11 protein-coding genes are annotated in these 15,451 nt (G+C 44.2%); 4 read left to right on the top strand and 7 right to left on the bottom strand.

Annotation, left to right across the window (positions count from 1 at the left end; genetic code table 11):
• Positions 1 to 181: 181 nt before the first annotated feature.
• From DP117_RS22625 to DP117_RS22610, 4 genes are all read right to left on the bottom strand, one after another.
• Complete coding sequence (locus DP117_RS22625; protein ID WP_169220491.1) at positions 182 to 1,693, bottom strand: HlyD family efflux transporter periplasmic adaptor subunit; 1,512 nt, start codon at positions 1,691 to 1,693, stop codon at positions 182 to 184.
• A gap of 7 nt (positions 1,694 to 1,700) precedes the next feature.
• Positions 1,701 to 3,926 (bottom strand): peptidase domain-containing ABC transporter, encoded by a 2,226-nt coding sequence (locus DP117_RS22620; RefSeq protein WP_169220490.1) that lies wholly within the window; start codon positions 3,924 to 3,926, stop codon positions 1,701 to 1,703.
• A gap of 228 nt (positions 3,927 to 4,154) precedes the next feature.
• Entirely contained in the window at positions 4,155 to 4,544 is a 390-nt protein-coding gene (locus tag DP117_RS22615) for a hypothetical protein (protein ID WP_169220489.1), read from the bottom strand.
• Positions 4,545 to 4,784: 240 nt separating this feature from the next.
• The gene (locus tag DP117_RS22610) at positions 4,785 to 5,123 is read right to left on the bottom strand and encodes a hypothetical protein (protein WP_169220488.1); all 339 of its coding nucleotides are present in this window, start codon (positions 5,121 to 5,123) and stop codon (positions 4,785 to 4,787) included.
• Positions 5,124 to 5,733: 610 nt separating this feature from the next.
• On the opposite strand from DP117_RS22610, the gene DP117_RS22605 reads away from it, so the two are divergent.
• On the top strand, positions 5,734 to 6,969 hold the full coding sequence (locus DP117_RS22605; protein WP_169220487.1) for an NB-ARC domain-containing protein: 1,236 nt from the start codon (positions 5,734 to 5,736) through the stop codon (positions 6,967 to 6,969).
• Between the two features lie 1,092 nt (positions 6,970 to 8,061).
• Here the strand turns inward: DP117_RS22605 and DP117_RS22595 are convergent.
• The 3 genes from DP117_RS22595 to rimI form a co-directional block, all read right to left on the bottom strand.
• Positions 8,062 to 8,301, bottom strand: a complete 240-nt coding sequence (locus DP117_RS22595) for a hypothetical protein (protein WP_169220485.1) — start codon at positions 8,299 to 8,301, stop codon at positions 8,062 to 8,064.
• 114 nt (positions 8,302 to 8,415) lie between these two features.
• On the bottom strand, positions 8,416 to 10,884 hold the full coding sequence (locus DP117_RS22590; RefSeq protein ID WP_169220484.1) for an ATP-dependent Clp protease ATP-binding subunit: 2,469 nt from the start codon (positions 10,882 to 10,884) through the stop codon (positions 8,416 to 8,418).
• Positions 10,885 to 11,337: 453 nt separating this feature from the next.
• Complete coding sequence (rimI, locus tag DP117_RS22585; protein ID WP_169220483.1) at positions 11,338 to 11,877, bottom strand: ribosomal protein S18-alanine N-acetyltransferase; 540 nt, start codon at positions 11,875 to 11,877, stop codon at positions 11,338 to 11,340.
• A 91-nt stretch (positions 11,878 to 11,968) separates the two neighbouring features.
• Between rimI and lysA the strand changes: the two genes are divergently transcribed.
• The 3 genes from lysA to DP117_RS22570 all read left to right on the top strand — a co-directional run bounded on the left by lysA (position 11,969) and on the right by DP117_RS22570 (position 15,384).
• Positions 11,969 to 13,366 carry a diaminopimelate decarboxylase gene (gene lysA / locus DP117_RS22580; RefSeq protein WP_169220482.1) on the top strand — a complete coding sequence of 466 codons (1,398 nt, stop codon included), beginning with the start codon at positions 11,969 to 11,971 and terminating at the stop codon, positions 13,364 to 13,366.
• Positions 13,367 to 13,711: 345 nt separating this feature from the next.
• Positions 13,712 to 14,638 carry a diadenylate cyclase CdaA gene (gene cdaA / locus DP117_RS22575; protein WP_169220481.1) on the top strand — a complete coding sequence of 309 codons (927 nt, stop codon included), beginning with the start codon at positions 13,712 to 13,714 and terminating at the stop codon, positions 14,636 to 14,638.
• On the top strand, positions 14,635 to 15,384 hold the full coding sequence (locus tag DP117_RS22570; protein WP_169220480.1) for an isoprenyl transferase: 750 nt from the start codon (positions 14,635 to 14,637) through the stop codon (positions 15,382 to 15,384). Before cdaA ends, DP117_RS22570 begins: the two co-directional genes overlap by 4 nt.
• Positions 15,385 to 15,451: the final 67 nt, after the last annotated feature.

Below are 15,451 nucleotides of genomic sequence, written 5' to 3'. Positions count from 1 at the left end.
AGTTGCAATTGTACGGTGTTGCTGAATCCATGTATGAAAAAGATGTCGTGTGATTCCAAACCCTTGTCTTGACGTACCATGGTTCGTCAAGACACTTGGATTCATACTTCAAATCAGCAACGCCCAATTGTACTGTTGGGTGAAGTTGAGCGTAACTGTGAATGTCTTAGCCGTGGAAGCGTCAAAAATCAGCGATTAACCTTGCTTTCCTCAGAAAGAATTCCAGCACAGTCTCTTCTTTGGAAATAATATCGGCTGTGCCTTCCATCCCCAATTGCACAGAACACTGTTTTTTGCCTTGATATAAAGAAAGGTTTTCTGGCTCAATTGTGACTTCATAGAAAGCACCCCCCACAGCTGCTTTTTGGCTTGTCGGTGTTGTGGGAGCAACTGCAGTTGCACCATTGGCTTGAGGAACGAAAGCATCTGGAGAAATTGTTTTGACCTTACCTTTAAGAGTGCCGTAATCTGGATAAGGACAGGAAGAAACCCGCACGAGGACATTTTGTCCTTCTTTTAACTTGCTTTTCTCCTGAGATGGGACAGATGCTTTGACTAGCAAGGGAGCATCACTGGGAACAATTTGAGCAATTTCTTCTCCTGGGCGCACAGTTTGACCAGAGTTTCGTAGGTTAAGTTTGGAAATTATACCATCTGCTGTGGCAATAATGACGGTTTGGCTCTTGTCGATTTCTACTTGTTGGAGTTCCCTGACGTCGCGCTCTAGCTGTTTTTGGATTTCAATTTGTTTTTGAATAAGAGTTTTACGTTCTTTGTCTAAAGTCGCTAAGCTGGCAAGTCCTGTGGCTTTTTCTTGGGCAATGCGTTGTTGTGCGATCGCCACTTCTGCACCACTCGGATTCAGGATAGCTATGGCGCGTCGCCTTCTAGCAACCGCTGCCGAGACTGCTTGTTGTAGCCGTTCAATTGTTTGTTTTTGCGCCTCAATTGCTGCTTTTTGCCCTTGCACAGCTTGTTCTTGCTGGCTAACAGCCAGTTGTGCTTCCTCGAATTGATCCATAGAAAGCGCTCCTTGTCTAGCAACCTTTTGATATCGGTTTCGCTTTGACTGAGCTGCTGTAAAGGTAGCAACTGTTGCTCCTAAGTGAGCTTGATTTGACTTTAATTCTGCAGCCGCTTTTTGCAATTCCTCCTGGGCTATCTTGACGTTCGCCTCGGCTTCTTCGACATCAGCACTGGTGGTAATTTTTTTATCTTCATATTCACGACTGCGACCGCTTAATTCAGCTTCGGCTGAGGCGACAACGCGGTTTATGCGATCGGTTTCGGCTGTTATTTGGTTATTAAGAGCACTTATCTGAGCGTTAATTTCAACCAGTTGTAACCGGGACTGTTGGATGCTACTTTGCAATTGGCTCTGTTTGGTTTGAAGGCGACTGGCGTCGAGAGTCGCAATGACATCTCCTTTTTTGACAACTTGATTCTCTTTAACCCAGACACGCATAACAGGACCTTCCGTTGCAGCTTGAACAATCCGCAACTCACCAGCAGGACGGAGATTCGCTTGTGCTTTAACGGTGACTTTGTATTTTGTCACAGAGGCAAGACCAAAAGCAAGAGCTACAGCACTGAGCATCACCATTCCGCCGACGGTAGTCCAACGACTGATTGGCGGTAGAAAATCGTTTTCTTGAATTGGAGGCAGAAAGTCAGAGTTCGAGTGACTAACCATGATAGTTTCATTTACTGATTGCGGGTGATTTGCCGTTAGATTCAGATTTGGGGGAAGATTTCACCAGCAAACCATTCGTTGATAAAACAAAGTCGTCTAAGAAGTCTAAATGCTCACCAGGAACAAGCCGTAGTTCCTGTGGAGTGCCTTGGATTTTCAAGCGCCCTTCCTCAAGTAGTACAATCCAATCGGCTCGCCCGATGACTTTCGGGCGATGGCTAATCATAATTGTGGTTTTCCCTTGTCGGTAGTACAGCAATTTATCTAGCACTTGAGCTTCACTCACCGGGTCGAGAGCGCCAGTAGATTCATCTAAAATCAGTACAGGCGGTTCAGTTACTATTGCCCTGGCGATCGCTAATCTCTGCCGTTGTCCACCAGAAAGATTCGCGCCAAATTCTCCTAAAACAGTTTGATATTTGTCGGGCAGTTTACTAATAAACTCGTCTGCACCAGCTATCTGACAAGCCCTGACAATTTGTTCAAAACTGATATTCGGATAACTGAAGTGGAAATTGTCAATAATTGAGCGACTCCAGAAGTGGGGTTCTTGAGGTACCAGAACGACCTGCTGTCGTAAGCATTCTAGGGAAAGGTCTTGCTGATTATAGATGCCGTAGCGAATATTACCAGATTGCAGGGAATATAAACCAGCAATCAGTTTGGCGAGAGTACTTTTGCCACAGCCAGATTTACCAATCAGGGCAATGACTTGACCGCCAGAGATAGTCAGGGAAAAATCTTGCAGGAGGTCAACTCTACCTGCGTGGTGGAAGTTTAGGCTTGTACAGATAATATCCGCATTGCCCGTAATTTCTGCTATGGGCTTTTTGAAGTCGTTTTCGTCTTCCGGGGTAGCGTCAATCACTTCCGTCAGGCGTTGGATGACAATCTGGGCGGTGATAAACTCATCAACTAACCCGATAACTGAACCCAAAAAGCCGAGAAAGTTACCACTCAAGCCGCTATATGCCATTAGCTGACCGATAGTTAAGGTACGATTAATCACCAAGTAGCTACCTAACCACAGTAAGGCAATACTAGTGAAACTGGAAAGAATACTGGTGATTGTGCCGCTGTAAAGCCCCAGCTTCATCGTACTCCAGCCCAGGTTGGCAAGACGACCAAAATTGGTTTGATACTCTTGCCAAGCTTGCCCAGTAGCAGAGGTCGTTTTGAGGATTTGAACACCGCGAAAAGTTTCCACGAGAAAGCCTTGGTTTTCCGTACCTAAGACAATCTGGTTGCGAGTTTTCTGGCGCAAGGCTGGGAGAAAAAGCAGGTTAACTCCCGTGACGACAACAAAGGCGGCGAGGGAAGCCACAGTCAGTTCCCAACTGTAAAAGAGCATGAAACCCAAGGAAACCACAGCGATGAAAAATTGGCTGGGTAACCCGAGGACAATTTGGGAAACTAGAGTATTGATAGCATTAACATCGGCAATCCGGCTAACAACTTCCCCACTGCGCCGTCCTTCAAAATATGAAAGGGGCAAGTGTAAGAGTTTTCGCCCGTATTCCAGAATTAACCCTAATTGCAGCCGCTGACCAAAGTGACCGATGAGGTGAGACTGTACTAAACCTATGGCACTTCTAAATAAGTTCATGGCAATGACCCCAATTGCCACTGTGGTAAGCAGTTGAGTATCTCCTCGCACCAGCACGTCATCGGTGAGGAGTTGCATCATCAACGGGGAGGCGAGGGAGAGAAGTCCAATGGCGATGTTGATGCCAATTGCTTGGGCAAGAATGAAACGATAGGGCCAAACGCGCACCAAATAACGTCCAAAGCCGCCAACTTTATCTTCGGGTTGTTGATAAAAGCTACTGTCGTCTGGTTCTAACAACAGCATCACGCCATTGCCCCAACCTGCCATTAACTCCGAGCGCGTGAGATAGCGAATGCCCACGCCTGGGTCAGCAAGTGCATATTTTTTCCCTTTTTGCCCGTATAAAACGACCCAGTGATAGCCTTTCCAGTGTATGATTGCTGGCAGGGAAATTTTGTGTAAAGAGTCAAGCAGTTGCGGGGAAGCTTTGACTTGACGGGCATTGAATCCCAGGGCTTCTGCTCCTCGCCTCAAGCCCAGTAAGGAGGTTCCTCGTGATCCGGTGCCGACTGCTTCCCGCACGCGACTGATGGCAAAGGTGCGTCCGTAGTGTTTGGCAACAGTGGCAATGCAGGCAGCACCACAGTCTTCTTCACTGTGTTGTAAAACTATTTGGTATTTCATCTTCAAGACTTACGCAGGGGAAAAAGTGCGATCACGAAGGTAATAGGCTTGAGATTGCACAAATTTTGTTAGTCAACTCAACTAAAGTTTGCTTTCGTAATAAAAGGGCAGTCCTTTTCCAAAAGAATTTTTTTTTGGAAAAGAAGTGCCCATACTCAAAACTTACTTTGTTAAGTTGATTAGGCAGTAGACATTAAGCTTTTGGGAGCATAATGCAACCCTGTAACATCAAGCTTGGAAAACATCATAAACCAGTGTATAGTTAGCACCGTTTTGTGTGAAAGAGGCTTTGAAGTCTGTTCCTCTTCGGCTAGCAGGAATCGTATGGTCACCCAGCCATTCGTCGTTATTTGGCCATGCATCATCTTCAAAAAATGTCAGCAGATCAGAGGAACCAGAGATATCGAATGTCTTATCTATACGGTGATCACCCACTCCCACGGTTTTAGACCATATCTTGTTACCGTCTACTGTCAGGTAGGCTTCATCTCGAGGCCATTCTTGAGTGTCTGAGACTGAAAGATATTTGAGGTTAACTTTAGTTACACCACCACTGATAATAGATCCTTCTGAAGAAGTTAATTCAGTGAACAGTTGTTCATGCTGATTGTCTTTCATCTTTTTTCCCCTAATTAAGTGTGAATGGTTGTGTGTCGTTCCTTGAGGAACTGTCGTTTTGGAAAGCAAGCGCAAAACTTGTTGTTTTGATCTGCTACCTACTTCGGGCGTGAATTACGTCTGTGTTTTATGCAAAGCATTAGTTCTTGTAATATTTATTCACCAAACTCATGGCAAAGATGCGTCCTGAGTGTTTGGCAATAGTTACAAGACTTGCCGCATTTAGCTTCATGTGCTGCATCAGGAGGTGTAGTCAACTCTTATGTCGCCAGTGACAAATACACCGTCTTTATCATCTCTAAAGTCGATTACGTATCTGCCTCCCCGTATGTCAGTCCATGTAGTGGTATCTTTACCAACACTGGCTATCTTTCCATTTGAATTATTAGTATCTACATTTCTAATAATTGCACCGAAGGATGAGTTACTTGATGCCGACTTGGTGTTGGAAGTGAGTTTGATTGTTCCACCGGGTTGCACATAGAACTCTCGTGTCTTTTCATATGAATCAAAGTTAACATTCTCACTGAAACTACCACCTCCTTCAACAACAGCCGCTTCTGCCGCAGTTAATTCCATAAACAATTGTTCATGCTGATTGTCTTTCATCTTTTTTCTCCTAGTTAAGTGTGATTGTTCTGTGTCGTTCCTTGAGGAACTGTAGTTTTGGAAAGCAAACGCAAAACTTGTTGTTTTGATCTGCTACCTACTTCGGGCGTGAGTTATGCCTGTGTTTTATGCAAACCATTAGTTCTTGTAACTTTTCTTCACAAAACGAATGGCAAAGGTGCGTTTTTCGTGTTTGGCAACAGTGGCAAGGCTGGCTGCACCCCAGTCTTCTTCACTGTGCTGTACACTCTGGTAGTTCATAATCAGGAGGAATGGTAGCTACTCTAAAGTGTGAATTGTTCTATGTCGTCGTCAGGTTTTCCAACTGGGAAAGATGCTTAGGTTTCCCTCTTTTTCCTTCCCACACCTCTAGAATGCCTTCTCTACAAAGACTTGACGGCGCATCGTTAGCGCATCCTTGGCTCAGTTTTTGGTTCACTGCCTTTGCCCGTGTGTCAAAATATATGTATGGATAAAATGCGGTTAAAAAACAAAAGCATCTCAATCCAAAATGCTGCAACTGTTGTTTGTAGCTTGGTATATTACCGTACGCACTGAGATGCACCCCTCGAGGACGACTATGGCAAGTTCACTCCGCGCCTCGCCCCAAGGGCTAAAAACAGTTGACCAGGCGAGAATCCGTAAGGGTTGGGATAGGCAATCTGCTGCTTGGGCTAATGCAGCTAAGGCTTCAGTCGCAACTTTGAAAAGGTTTTGGCAAAAAAAGTATATTCAAGCACAGTTTTTTCTCGATATTTGTGCAGCGGTTGGAGTAGACTGGCAAGAAATTGTTGATAGTTTTGCGAATGAAGATTGGGACGAAGCGCCAGATGTACCAGTTTTCTATGGACGTACGGAAGAACTAGCGACGCTACAGCAATGGATTGTGCAAGACCGCTGCCGTGTGGTAGCACTACTAGGTATGGGGGGAATTGGCAAAACTGCTTTGGCGGTACGTTGTGTAGAACAAATTAAGGGTGAGTTTGAGTATTTTGTTTGGCGATCGCTGACGACAAGCCATTGGGCGTCTACCCTTCGTCATCCTCCATCGGCTAGCGATTTACTAGCAAGTTTGCTTTTTTTCTTCCATCAGGAGCAGGATAATCAGGCAACATTATCAAAATTAGTTGATTATTTACGTCAACACCGTTGTTTAGTTGTGTTGGATGATCTAGATGCAATTTTAGACAGTGCTGGTGAAGAATATGAAGGTTATAGAGAAATCATTAAACGACTTGGAGAAGAACGTGATTTGCCAAGTTGTTTAATACTAACTAGTCAACAGAAACCGAAAGAAATTGTTTTGTTAGAAGGTAAAAAGCTTCCTGTGCGCTCGTTTCTACTAAGTGGTTTGGGAGAAGCCGCTCATGAAATTCTCAATGAAGCAGAGTTGACGTATAAACCACAACAAGGGCTAGAACTGATTCAAATGTACCGAGGAAATCCCTTGGCGTTGAAAATCGTTTCTCAAACTATCAAAGACTTGTTTGGAGGTAGCGTAGTCGAATTTTTAAGATACAACACAATAGTACTTGGTGATATATTTAGAGACATTTTAGATCTACAGTTTCAACGACTGTCAGAGCTAGAAAAAAAAGTTATGCACGCATTAGTTATTTATCAACAGCCGATTGCCTTACAGCAATTAAAAGAAAAGATATCATCAACTGTATCAACATCAGAAATAATTGAAGCTTTAGACTCTTTGAGTAGGCGATCGCTTATTGAAATCAGTAAAGAACAAAGTAATGTGGTTTACACACTACAACCTGTTGTTATGAAGTACGTTAGAAGAGTTTATTCACAAGCTTTGTGAGTTAACTCATGCCAACAAAAACTCCAACTGACATGAGCACAGTTGGAGTCAACGAGGAAAATATTCAATTAGCGTTTATAGTGAAGAGCACAGCCACCACCTGACTTTTTCCGTTAACTCTGGAAAGGTCGAAAATAGTAAGGCTTTTAAGCTGAAGAAGATTCTCAATAGTTTAAAATTAATCACAAGAAATGAGGAGACAATAGGTATTTGGGATAGCAATTAGATAAGCGATAGCTAGCCCCTAAGGGGGCGCTGCGCAAACGCTGCTGCGCTTTGCGCAGATCGCATCCTCTAAAAAGATAACGGGAAAAGTCAAGTAGCGAAAGCGTAACAAATGTTCTTACCGAAGCTATCATCAGTAGTGTGAATTTGAGTGAAGTCGTAGCAAGACTTGCTGATAGTAGAGTAAGCAGCCTCATATAGAATTGGTATGAGCAGTTTAAGTCTTTACTGTTGTTCCATTCTTTTGCAGTGCGTCAAGGTATGGCTGTCTTACTCTCTTATTTTAAAGGATTGATTATTTCTAGCTTATTAAATACGGTTAAACCATCTTGCATATCTTCAGAAAAAAGAATACTAGTATCTCCATATAAAGCACTAGCTACAATCAAACTATCCCAAAACGAAAAATGATATTGAGTTCGCAATTGTGATGCTGTTAAGAGAATTTCTTGATTTATCTCTATAACTCGATACTTTCGTAAGAATTCAGGACTCAGGAGTCGTGACGTCAGAATTTATAAGGAGTCTATTATGATTAGTATATTCATTCCATCAAATTTCTTCTTGATTCTTTAGGTATTCTGAATCCTGTTAGCGTAGCGGGGCGCAGCCCATTCTGGCTCCTGAATTCTTACATACTTTCTATAAAAAGATTTAATCAAGTTTTCTATTTGCTGCTCATTAAGTATTGATTTTTTGAGCAGATTAACGCAAACCTCACTAATGACTTGAGTACTTGTTACTATCACTTCCTCTTTGCTTGATATCAAATATCGAGCTTTCTCATGTCTTTTGTCTGTTTGAGTGCTAGTTATTAAAGCATACAGCCATATATTTGAATCCAGAAAACAGAGAGACGGTGAAGGTTCACTCATAAATCTCATTTCGTTTTAATGGCTGAAATTCCTCAACTTGTATGGGATTCTTTAACAGTTTATCAATCAAGTCTTCTACGGGAGCATTTTCTTCTGGTTTCAGCAGAATAACTTTAATACTTTTTTGTGTGACGAATTGTGATTTGTATTGCTCGGGTATTTCGATAAAGCCATTTTGGATATTAGCTTGAAATTCTACAGCAAACATAGCTAGTCTCTGAGAAGAACTCATCTTGTCTTAATTATAGAACTCGCTTCCTCCTGAAATGAAATAGAAAAAAGGTAGAGCAGTTGCATACTCTACCTTTGTTTTCTCAAAAGAATAAAGAAATATTAAATATTCTTTCTATTCAACTCCAGGGGTTAACAATTCCCGGCGCTGTTCGGCTCTCACCGTCACATTTCCAGTCTCATCAACATCAACGATGGCTGTATCACCATCCTTAATACGACCAGACAGAATTTCTTCGGCAAGGCTGTCTTCCAACAAGCGCATAATAGCCCGACGTAATGGTCTTGCGCCGTAGCTGGGACTGTAACCTTCTTCGATTAGACGGTCTTTGAATCTGTCGGTCACTTCCAGTGTGATGCCTTTTTCTGTCAGGCGACCAAACACTTCCTTGAGCATGATAGCGGCGATGTGAGAGACCTCTTCTTTGCTCAGTTGACGGAAGACGATGATTTCATCGAGTCGGTTGAGGAACTCAGGACGGAAGTACTGCTTGAGTTCTTCGTTAACCAAGGATTTAATCCGGTTGTATTGCGCCTCTGTTTGATCTTCAGCGACATCAAAGCCGAAGCCGCTTCCACTCTTCTCAATCACCTTGGAACCGATGTTCGAGGTCAAAATCAGCAAGGTGTTTTTGAAGTCTACGGTGCGACCTTTGGCATCGGTTAAGCGACCGTCTTCTAAAATTTGCAGTAGCATATTAAAGACGTCGGGGTGTGCTTTTTCGATTTCGTCGAAGAGCACGACGGTGTAAGGACGACGGCGCACGGCTTCGGTCAATTGACCGCCTTCGTTATATCCGACATAACCAGGAGGCGAACCAATCAGCTTGCTGACTGTATGACGCTCCATGTATTCTGACATATCTAGGCGAATCATCGCTTCTTCAGAACCAAAGAAGTAAGAAGCCAAAGCTTTTGCTAATTCGGTTTTACCTACACCTGTAGGACCAGAGAAGATGAAGCTAGCGATGGGTCGATTAGGATTTTTCAAACCGACACGAGCGCGACGAATTGCCCGTGAAACTGCCTTCACAGCATCTTCTTGTCCGATGAGGCGCTGATGGAGGGTGTCTTCCATGTGTAGCAGCTTCTCGGATTCAGATTCGGTGAGTTTGTTCACAGGAACTCCAGTCCAGGAAGCGACAATGTGAGCAATGTCTTCTTCCGTAACGACAGGTTCGTCACCTTCAGTGCGAGTAGAATTTGTCTTGCTTTGAGCAATGGCGCGAATTTCGGCTTTGATTTCCATCTCGCGATCACGCAACTCCCCAGCTCTATCAAAGTCTTGAGCGCGGACTGCATCATCTTTTTCTTTCAAAATCTGACGCAGTTCTTTGTCCAACTCTTTTGCTGCGGGGGGCAATTGCGAGTTAATCAAGCGAACCCGACTTCCGGCTTCGTCAATCAAGTCAATTGCTTTATCTGGGAGGTAACGGTCACTGATATATCTATCAGATAACTTCGCCGCTGCGACTAAAGCTTCATCGGAGATTTTCAGCTTGTGGTGCTGTTCGTAGCGATCGCGCAGTCCATAAAGAATCTCAATAGTCTCGTCTACTGACGGTTCACCCACCATCACTGGCTGGAAGCGACGCTCTAAAGCTGCATCCCGCTCGATGTGCTTGCGGTATTCATCTAGAGTTGTGGCTCCGATGCACTGCAATTCACCCCGCGCCAGAGCTGGTTTGAGGATATTTGCTGCATCGATTGCGCCTTCTGCCGCACCTGCACCAATTAAGGTGTGTACCTCATCAATCACGAGAACGACATTGCCCGCCTGACGGATTTCATCCATTATTTTCTTCAGGCGTTCTTCAAATTCACCCCGGTACTTGGTTCCGGCGACAAGTAAACCGATATCCAGAGTCACCACACGCTTGTCTTCCAAGATGTCGGGGACATCTTTATTAGCAATGCGTTGTGCTAAACCTTCGGCGATCGCGGTTTTACCTACCCCTGGTTCCCCAATCAGCACGGGATTATTTTTTGTCCGGCGACCCAAAATCTGAATCACCCTTTCAATTTCTTTAGCGCGTCCCACCACCGGATCAAGCTTGCCATCTGCCGCCATTTGCGTCAGATTCGAGCCAAACTCATCCAATGTTGGGGTTTTATTCCCGCGTGGTTGACCACCTGCGCTCACCTCAGCTGTTTCTCCCAGCATTCGGATCACTTGGGTTCTGACCTTAGACAGGTCCACGCCTAGGTTTTCTAGCACTCTAGCTGCGACACCTTCCCCTTCTCGGATCAAGCCCAACAGCAGATGCTCGGTGCCAATGTAGTTATGCCCTAATTGGCGCGCTTCTTCCAAGGATAGTTCCAGAACCCGCTTTGCCCGTGGCGTAAACGGAATTTCCACAGCGACAAAGCCGGAGCCTCGACCTATGATTTTTTCTACTTCAATCCGAGCGTCTTTGAGATTGACGCCCATAGATTTTAGTACCTTAGCCGCCACTCCGGTACCTTCTCCAATCAGACCCAAGAGGATCTGTTCAGTACCCACGAAATTATGCCCAAGACGGCGAGCTTCTTCCTGGGCTAACATAATGACCTTTATGGCTTTTTCTGTGAAGCGTTCAAACATATGGCATTCATCCCATCACCTGCGTCGTGCCGGTACGCTGATTTTAGCACAGGCTAACATTTCGGATGCTTGTATAAACAAACTGACATCCGACACAACTTAACCCAGCTTGATTGGGCGATTGCTAATTTTTTATAACTTTTATTTAGTTTTCTTTACTTTTGTACAGTCAGTGTGCTGAGGAGGGTAACTTTTTTTACCTTTGTAGGCTTGACCACGACAATTGGTGGCTAGATTGATAAAGTTTTATATTCAATCCCAAATAATACCAAATACCAGAATCAGGTATTCTTGTCAATCAGTTCTTAAACAGTATGAGAATTTTTTATAGATAAATTGAAAAATTACGACAAAAAAAATCATAAAAACTAATAATTACCGTAGGTCCTTGGCTGCGCGCCCCTAGACGCACCTCCGCGCCTCCTGACTTGGTGACTTCTTCTTCTTAGCGATTCATAACCGAGACGCCTTTGTTAAGCGCTCGTTAATGATTTGACTCCAGTCATCTAAAGTTTTTTGAAAATGCGGCTGTTGCAAGTCTGGTAGCCAAAGTATCAGAGCGTCTTCATCGTTATCCTTGTAGTAGCGCCGCCGCCGCCCAGCTATTTGAAAGCCAAATTTTTGATACAAAGAAATTGCTGCTTCGTTAGAGGCTCGCACTTCGAGAGTTGCTCGCTCCAAACCACGCTTGCAAGCAGTTTTCAGGACAGAATACAACAAAGCTTGTCCAAAGCCTTGACGGTGATATTGGGGATGAACTGCCAGGATTGTGATGTGAGCTTCATCTAAAATTGACCAAAAGCAACTCATCCCGAGTAGTTTGACAACAGAGGTAAGGGAGAACAGACCGAGTAAATCACTGTTAGGGCTATCTAATTCTCGTTGGTAGGCGTCTAGAGTCCATAAACCACCGAAGCAGATTTTGTCTAGTTCTTGTACTGCAGTCAAATCTGCTGGAGTTAAGTGTTTAATTTCTAATTCTAATTTGCTCATACTTGTTCGTAATGGTACGAGCCATTTGTAAACTGGGAAACGGAGGAATGACTCACGCCTGTAATTTAGACAAGGACAACTCTTACTCATTATGGTATCGACACACCCTGCTGGGGTTCAACATTCTGGTAGTCAGTATTTACCACAAGCAAGTACTTCAAACACAAGTCTGTCACCAAATCAAGAACTTCTGCCGCTAACAGCCAGAGTTAACAGCGATGATCATCTAGAAATAGGTGGCTGTGATGTGACAACCTTAGTTCAGCAATTTGGTTCACCGTTATATATTTTAGATGAACAAACCCTGCGAATAGCTTGCCAACAGTATCAAGACAGTTTCAAGCGTTATTACAAAGGTGAATTTCAGGTACTCTATGCTTCTAAAGCGTGGAGTTGTCTGTCAATTTGCGCGATCGCACAGAACGTTGGTTTAGGAATTGATGTCGCATCGGGAGGCGAACTTTACACTGCCCTAGAAGCGGGTGTGAGTCCTGATAAAATTTACTTTCACGGTAACAATAAATCTCGTGAAGAACTGCGTTATGCCATTGAGTCTGGCATCACCATTATGGCGGACAACTGGCATGATTTGCTGCAAAGCGTGGAGTTAGCAGAAGCACAACACCCGGTCCGTATGATGTTGCGTATGACACCGGGTATTGATTGTCATACTCATGAATACATTCGTACAGGGCACTTAGATAGTAAGTTTGGTTTTGATCCAGGAGATTTAGATGAGGTGTTTACTTTTGTCAGTAAACAACAAGCCCTGAATTGCGTGGGGGTACATGCCCACATCGGTTCCCAAATTTTTGAGCGCCAACCACATCGAGATTTGGCGGCGCTGATGGTGCAGTGGTTAACTCAAGCGACTAGCTACGGTTTAAATCTTACCCATTTAAATGTCGGTGGTGGTTTAGGAGTTAAATATGTAGAATCAGATGATCCCCCAAGTATTGAAGAATGGGTAAAACCAATTTGTGAAGTGATTCAAGAAGCTTGTGCAACAGAAAACTTGCCGTTGCCAAAATTACTTTGTGAACCAGGGCGATCGCTCATTGCTCCAGCCTGTGTGACAGCTTACACCATTGGCTCATCCAAAATGGTTCCAGAAATACGTACCTATGTCGCAGTCGATGGGGGAATGTCTGATAATCCACGCCCAATTACATACCAGTCTGTATATCGTGCAGTAGTTGCTAACCGAATGTCTGCTCCGCTGACAGAAAGTGTAACAATCGCTGGCAAACATTGTGAATCTGGCGATATTGTAATAAAAGATGCCCAAGTGCCAAAAACTAAACCTGGAGATGTTCTCGTCGTCATGACCACTGGTGCTTATAATTACAGTATGGCATCTAACTACAACCGCTTGCCCCGACCGGCAGCTGTTATAGTAGCGAATGGCGAAGCAAATTTGATTTTGCGACGCGAAACTTATCAGGACTTAATTCGACAGGACTGCCTACCGCAAAGACTTAAAAGTTAGTCATCAGTCATTAGGAGCCACTACGTTGCGGAGGGTAGCAGCAGTGTCCCTTGGATATCTCCTACGCCCTAAGCCCTTTGGGTATGTCAAGAGCGAACGCCTTTGCTAAACGCTATTGCGTATTGTAGGCACAAGCATAGCCATACCCGTCCCTAATTCGGGAGGATCTACAAATGGCGGTTCAGCCGTGACGTAGGCACAGGGCTTCGTGTAGACTTCTGTGTGGGCACATCTGTTGAGTAGAGTAGCAAGTGACATTCATTGGCGAATCACTGATGAGTAGTGACTGATAGCTGTTAACTGTTGACTTACTTTATTAAAGGCAAAAGGTGAAATCCAGATGTCATGGAAGATTGGTGGACGCAATGGCTGACGAACTTAGAAAGGTCACAGTCTTTGCTAATTGAGACTCTGGATATCGTGTTAGTACTGGCGCTGACGTACATGATACTTGTTATTATTAGTGAGCGCCGGACACTGTGGATGGTGCGAGGATTTATTATTCTGATGCTGGCATCAGCAGTCAGTAGCAGGTTGCATCTACAACTGCTGAGTTTTGTCCTGGAAAAGTTGGTCATTGGCTGTGCTGTAGCAATGGCAGTTGCTCTTCAGTCAGAGTTTCGCCGATTTTTGGAACAATTAGGACGTGGCGAATTTCGACAGTTATTTCAACCGTCCGGTCTGGCGGTTCCCAAATCTGATAGTGTAATTGATGAAATTGTTGATGCTGTTAGAGAACTTTCAAAAAACCGAATTGGAGCTTTGCTAATTTTGGAAACCACTGGTCCTATTGATGAGCGGGATTTTTCTGTGCCAGGAGTAAAGCTGAATGCCGAAGTATCAAAGGAACTTATACAAACAATTTTTCAGCCGAAAACTTTATTACATGATGGAGCGACGTTAATTCGTGGCTCACGGATTGTGGCATCAGGTATAATCTTACCGCTATCGGGACGCACAGCTTCACGCCAGTTGGGGACACGCCACCGGGCGGCGATGGGAATTACAGAGCGGGTCGAAAATTGCATTTGTGTTGTTGTATCAGAAGAAACGGGTTCTATTTCCTTAGCCGAACGAGGAACCTTAAACAGACCGCTAACCATCACGAAGCTGAAAGAGTCTCTTGAGGATCGCTTTTCCCCAACTGTAGATCGGGAAGCTGTCGCTCCTGGTTTATTAAGTTTGGGTCGTCAAGTTCGTAGTAAGGCACTAGTACTCATTTCACGTTTACTCGGATTACCATCGACAGCTTCGCGACGAGATAAAAAATGACAGCACAACAGACTGAACTGCAGGATTTGCCTTTGGATTTAAAACCAGAACTATTGCCTAAGCACGTTGCGGTCATTATGGATGGCAATGGTCGATGGGCTAAGCGTCAAGGTCTACCCCGAATTATGGGTCATAAAGCGGGTGTAGATGCGCTCAAAAATTTACTACGTTGTTGTGATGATTGGGGAATTGAGGCGCTGACAGCTTATGCTTTTTCGACTGAAAACTGGGGAAGACCCCACGAAGAAGTGGATTTTTTGATGACTTTATTTCAGCGAGTTTTGCGCCAAGAACTGCGGGAAATGATGGAGGAGAATGTTCAAATGAAATTTGTGGGAAATTTGAGCGCTTTACCTCGTCCTCTTCAAGCAGAAATTTCTCATTCAATGGAACAAACAAGAAATAATCGCGGTATTAAATTCACAGTCGCAACTAATTACGGAGGTAGACAGGAGATTTTACAGGCTTGCCGTACAATCGCTCATAAAGCACAGCAAGGTTTACTTCAACCAGATGAAATTGATGAGGCAACATTTGAGCGTCACCTCTACACGCAGGGCATTTGTGACCCAGATTTATTAATCCGTACAAGTGGAGAAATGCGGGTCTCAAATTTCCTTCTCTGGCAAATAGCTTATGCAGAAATTTATATTACTGAAGCTTTATGGCCTGATTTTAACCGTAATGAATTTCATCGCGCTTTAGCTGCCTATCAACAACGAAATCGTAGATTTGGGAAAGTCTGAAGAAGGCAGAGGAGACAAGCAGGAGTAGGAGAGGTAGGGGGCTAGGGGTCCCCTCTGGAGTTGGGGG

Source organism: Brasilonema sp. UFV-L1, assembly GCF_012912105.1.
Lineage (GTDB): Bacteria > Cyanobacteriota > Cyanobacteriia > Cyanobacteriales > Nostocaceae > Brasilonema.
Note: the sequence above shows the minus strand (reverse complement) of the source record. Positions and strands in the feature narration are given on the sequence as shown.

Coding starts and splice junctions, on each gene's coding strand:
- DP117_RS22625 (WP_169220491.1), bottom strand. CDS start 1,693: ATGGTTAGTCACTCGAACTCTGACTTTCTGCCTCCAATTCAAGAAAAC.
- DP117_RS22620 (WP_169220490.1), bottom strand. CDS start 3,926: ATGAAATACCAAATAGTTTTACAACACAGTGAAGAAGACTGTGGTGCT.
- DP117_RS22615 (WP_169220489.1), bottom strand. CDS start 4,544: ATGAAAGACAATCAGCATGAACAACTGTTCACTGAATTAACTTCTTCA.
- DP117_RS22610 (WP_169220488.1), bottom strand. CDS start 5,123: ATGGAATTAACTGCGGCAGAAGCGGCTGTTGTTGAAGGAGGTGGTAGT.
- DP117_RS22605 (WP_169220487.1), top strand. CDS start 5,734: ATGGCAAGTTCACTCCGCGCCTCGCCCCAAGGGCTAAAAACAGTTGAC.
- DP117_RS22595 (WP_169220485.1), bottom strand. CDS start 8,301: ATGAGTTCTTCTCAGAGACTAGCTATGTTTGCTGTAGAATTTCAAGCT.
- DP117_RS22590 (WP_169220484.1), bottom strand. CDS start 10,884: ATGTTTGAACGCTTCACAGAAAAAGCCATAAAGGTCATTATGTTAGCC.
- rimI (WP_169220483.1), bottom strand. CDS start 11,877: ATGAGCAAATTAGAATTAGAAATTAAACACTTAACTCCAGCAGATTTG.
- lysA (WP_169220482.1), top strand. CDS start 11,969: ATGGTATCGACACACCCTGCTGGGGTTCAACATTCTGGTAGTCAGTAT.
- cdaA (WP_169220481.1), top strand. CDS start 13,712: ATGGAAGATTGGTGGACGCAATGGCTGACGAACTTAGAAAGGTCACAG.
- DP117_RS22570 (WP_169220480.1), top strand. CDS start 14,635: ATGACAGCACAACAGACTGAACTGCAGGATTTGCCTTTGGATTTAAAA.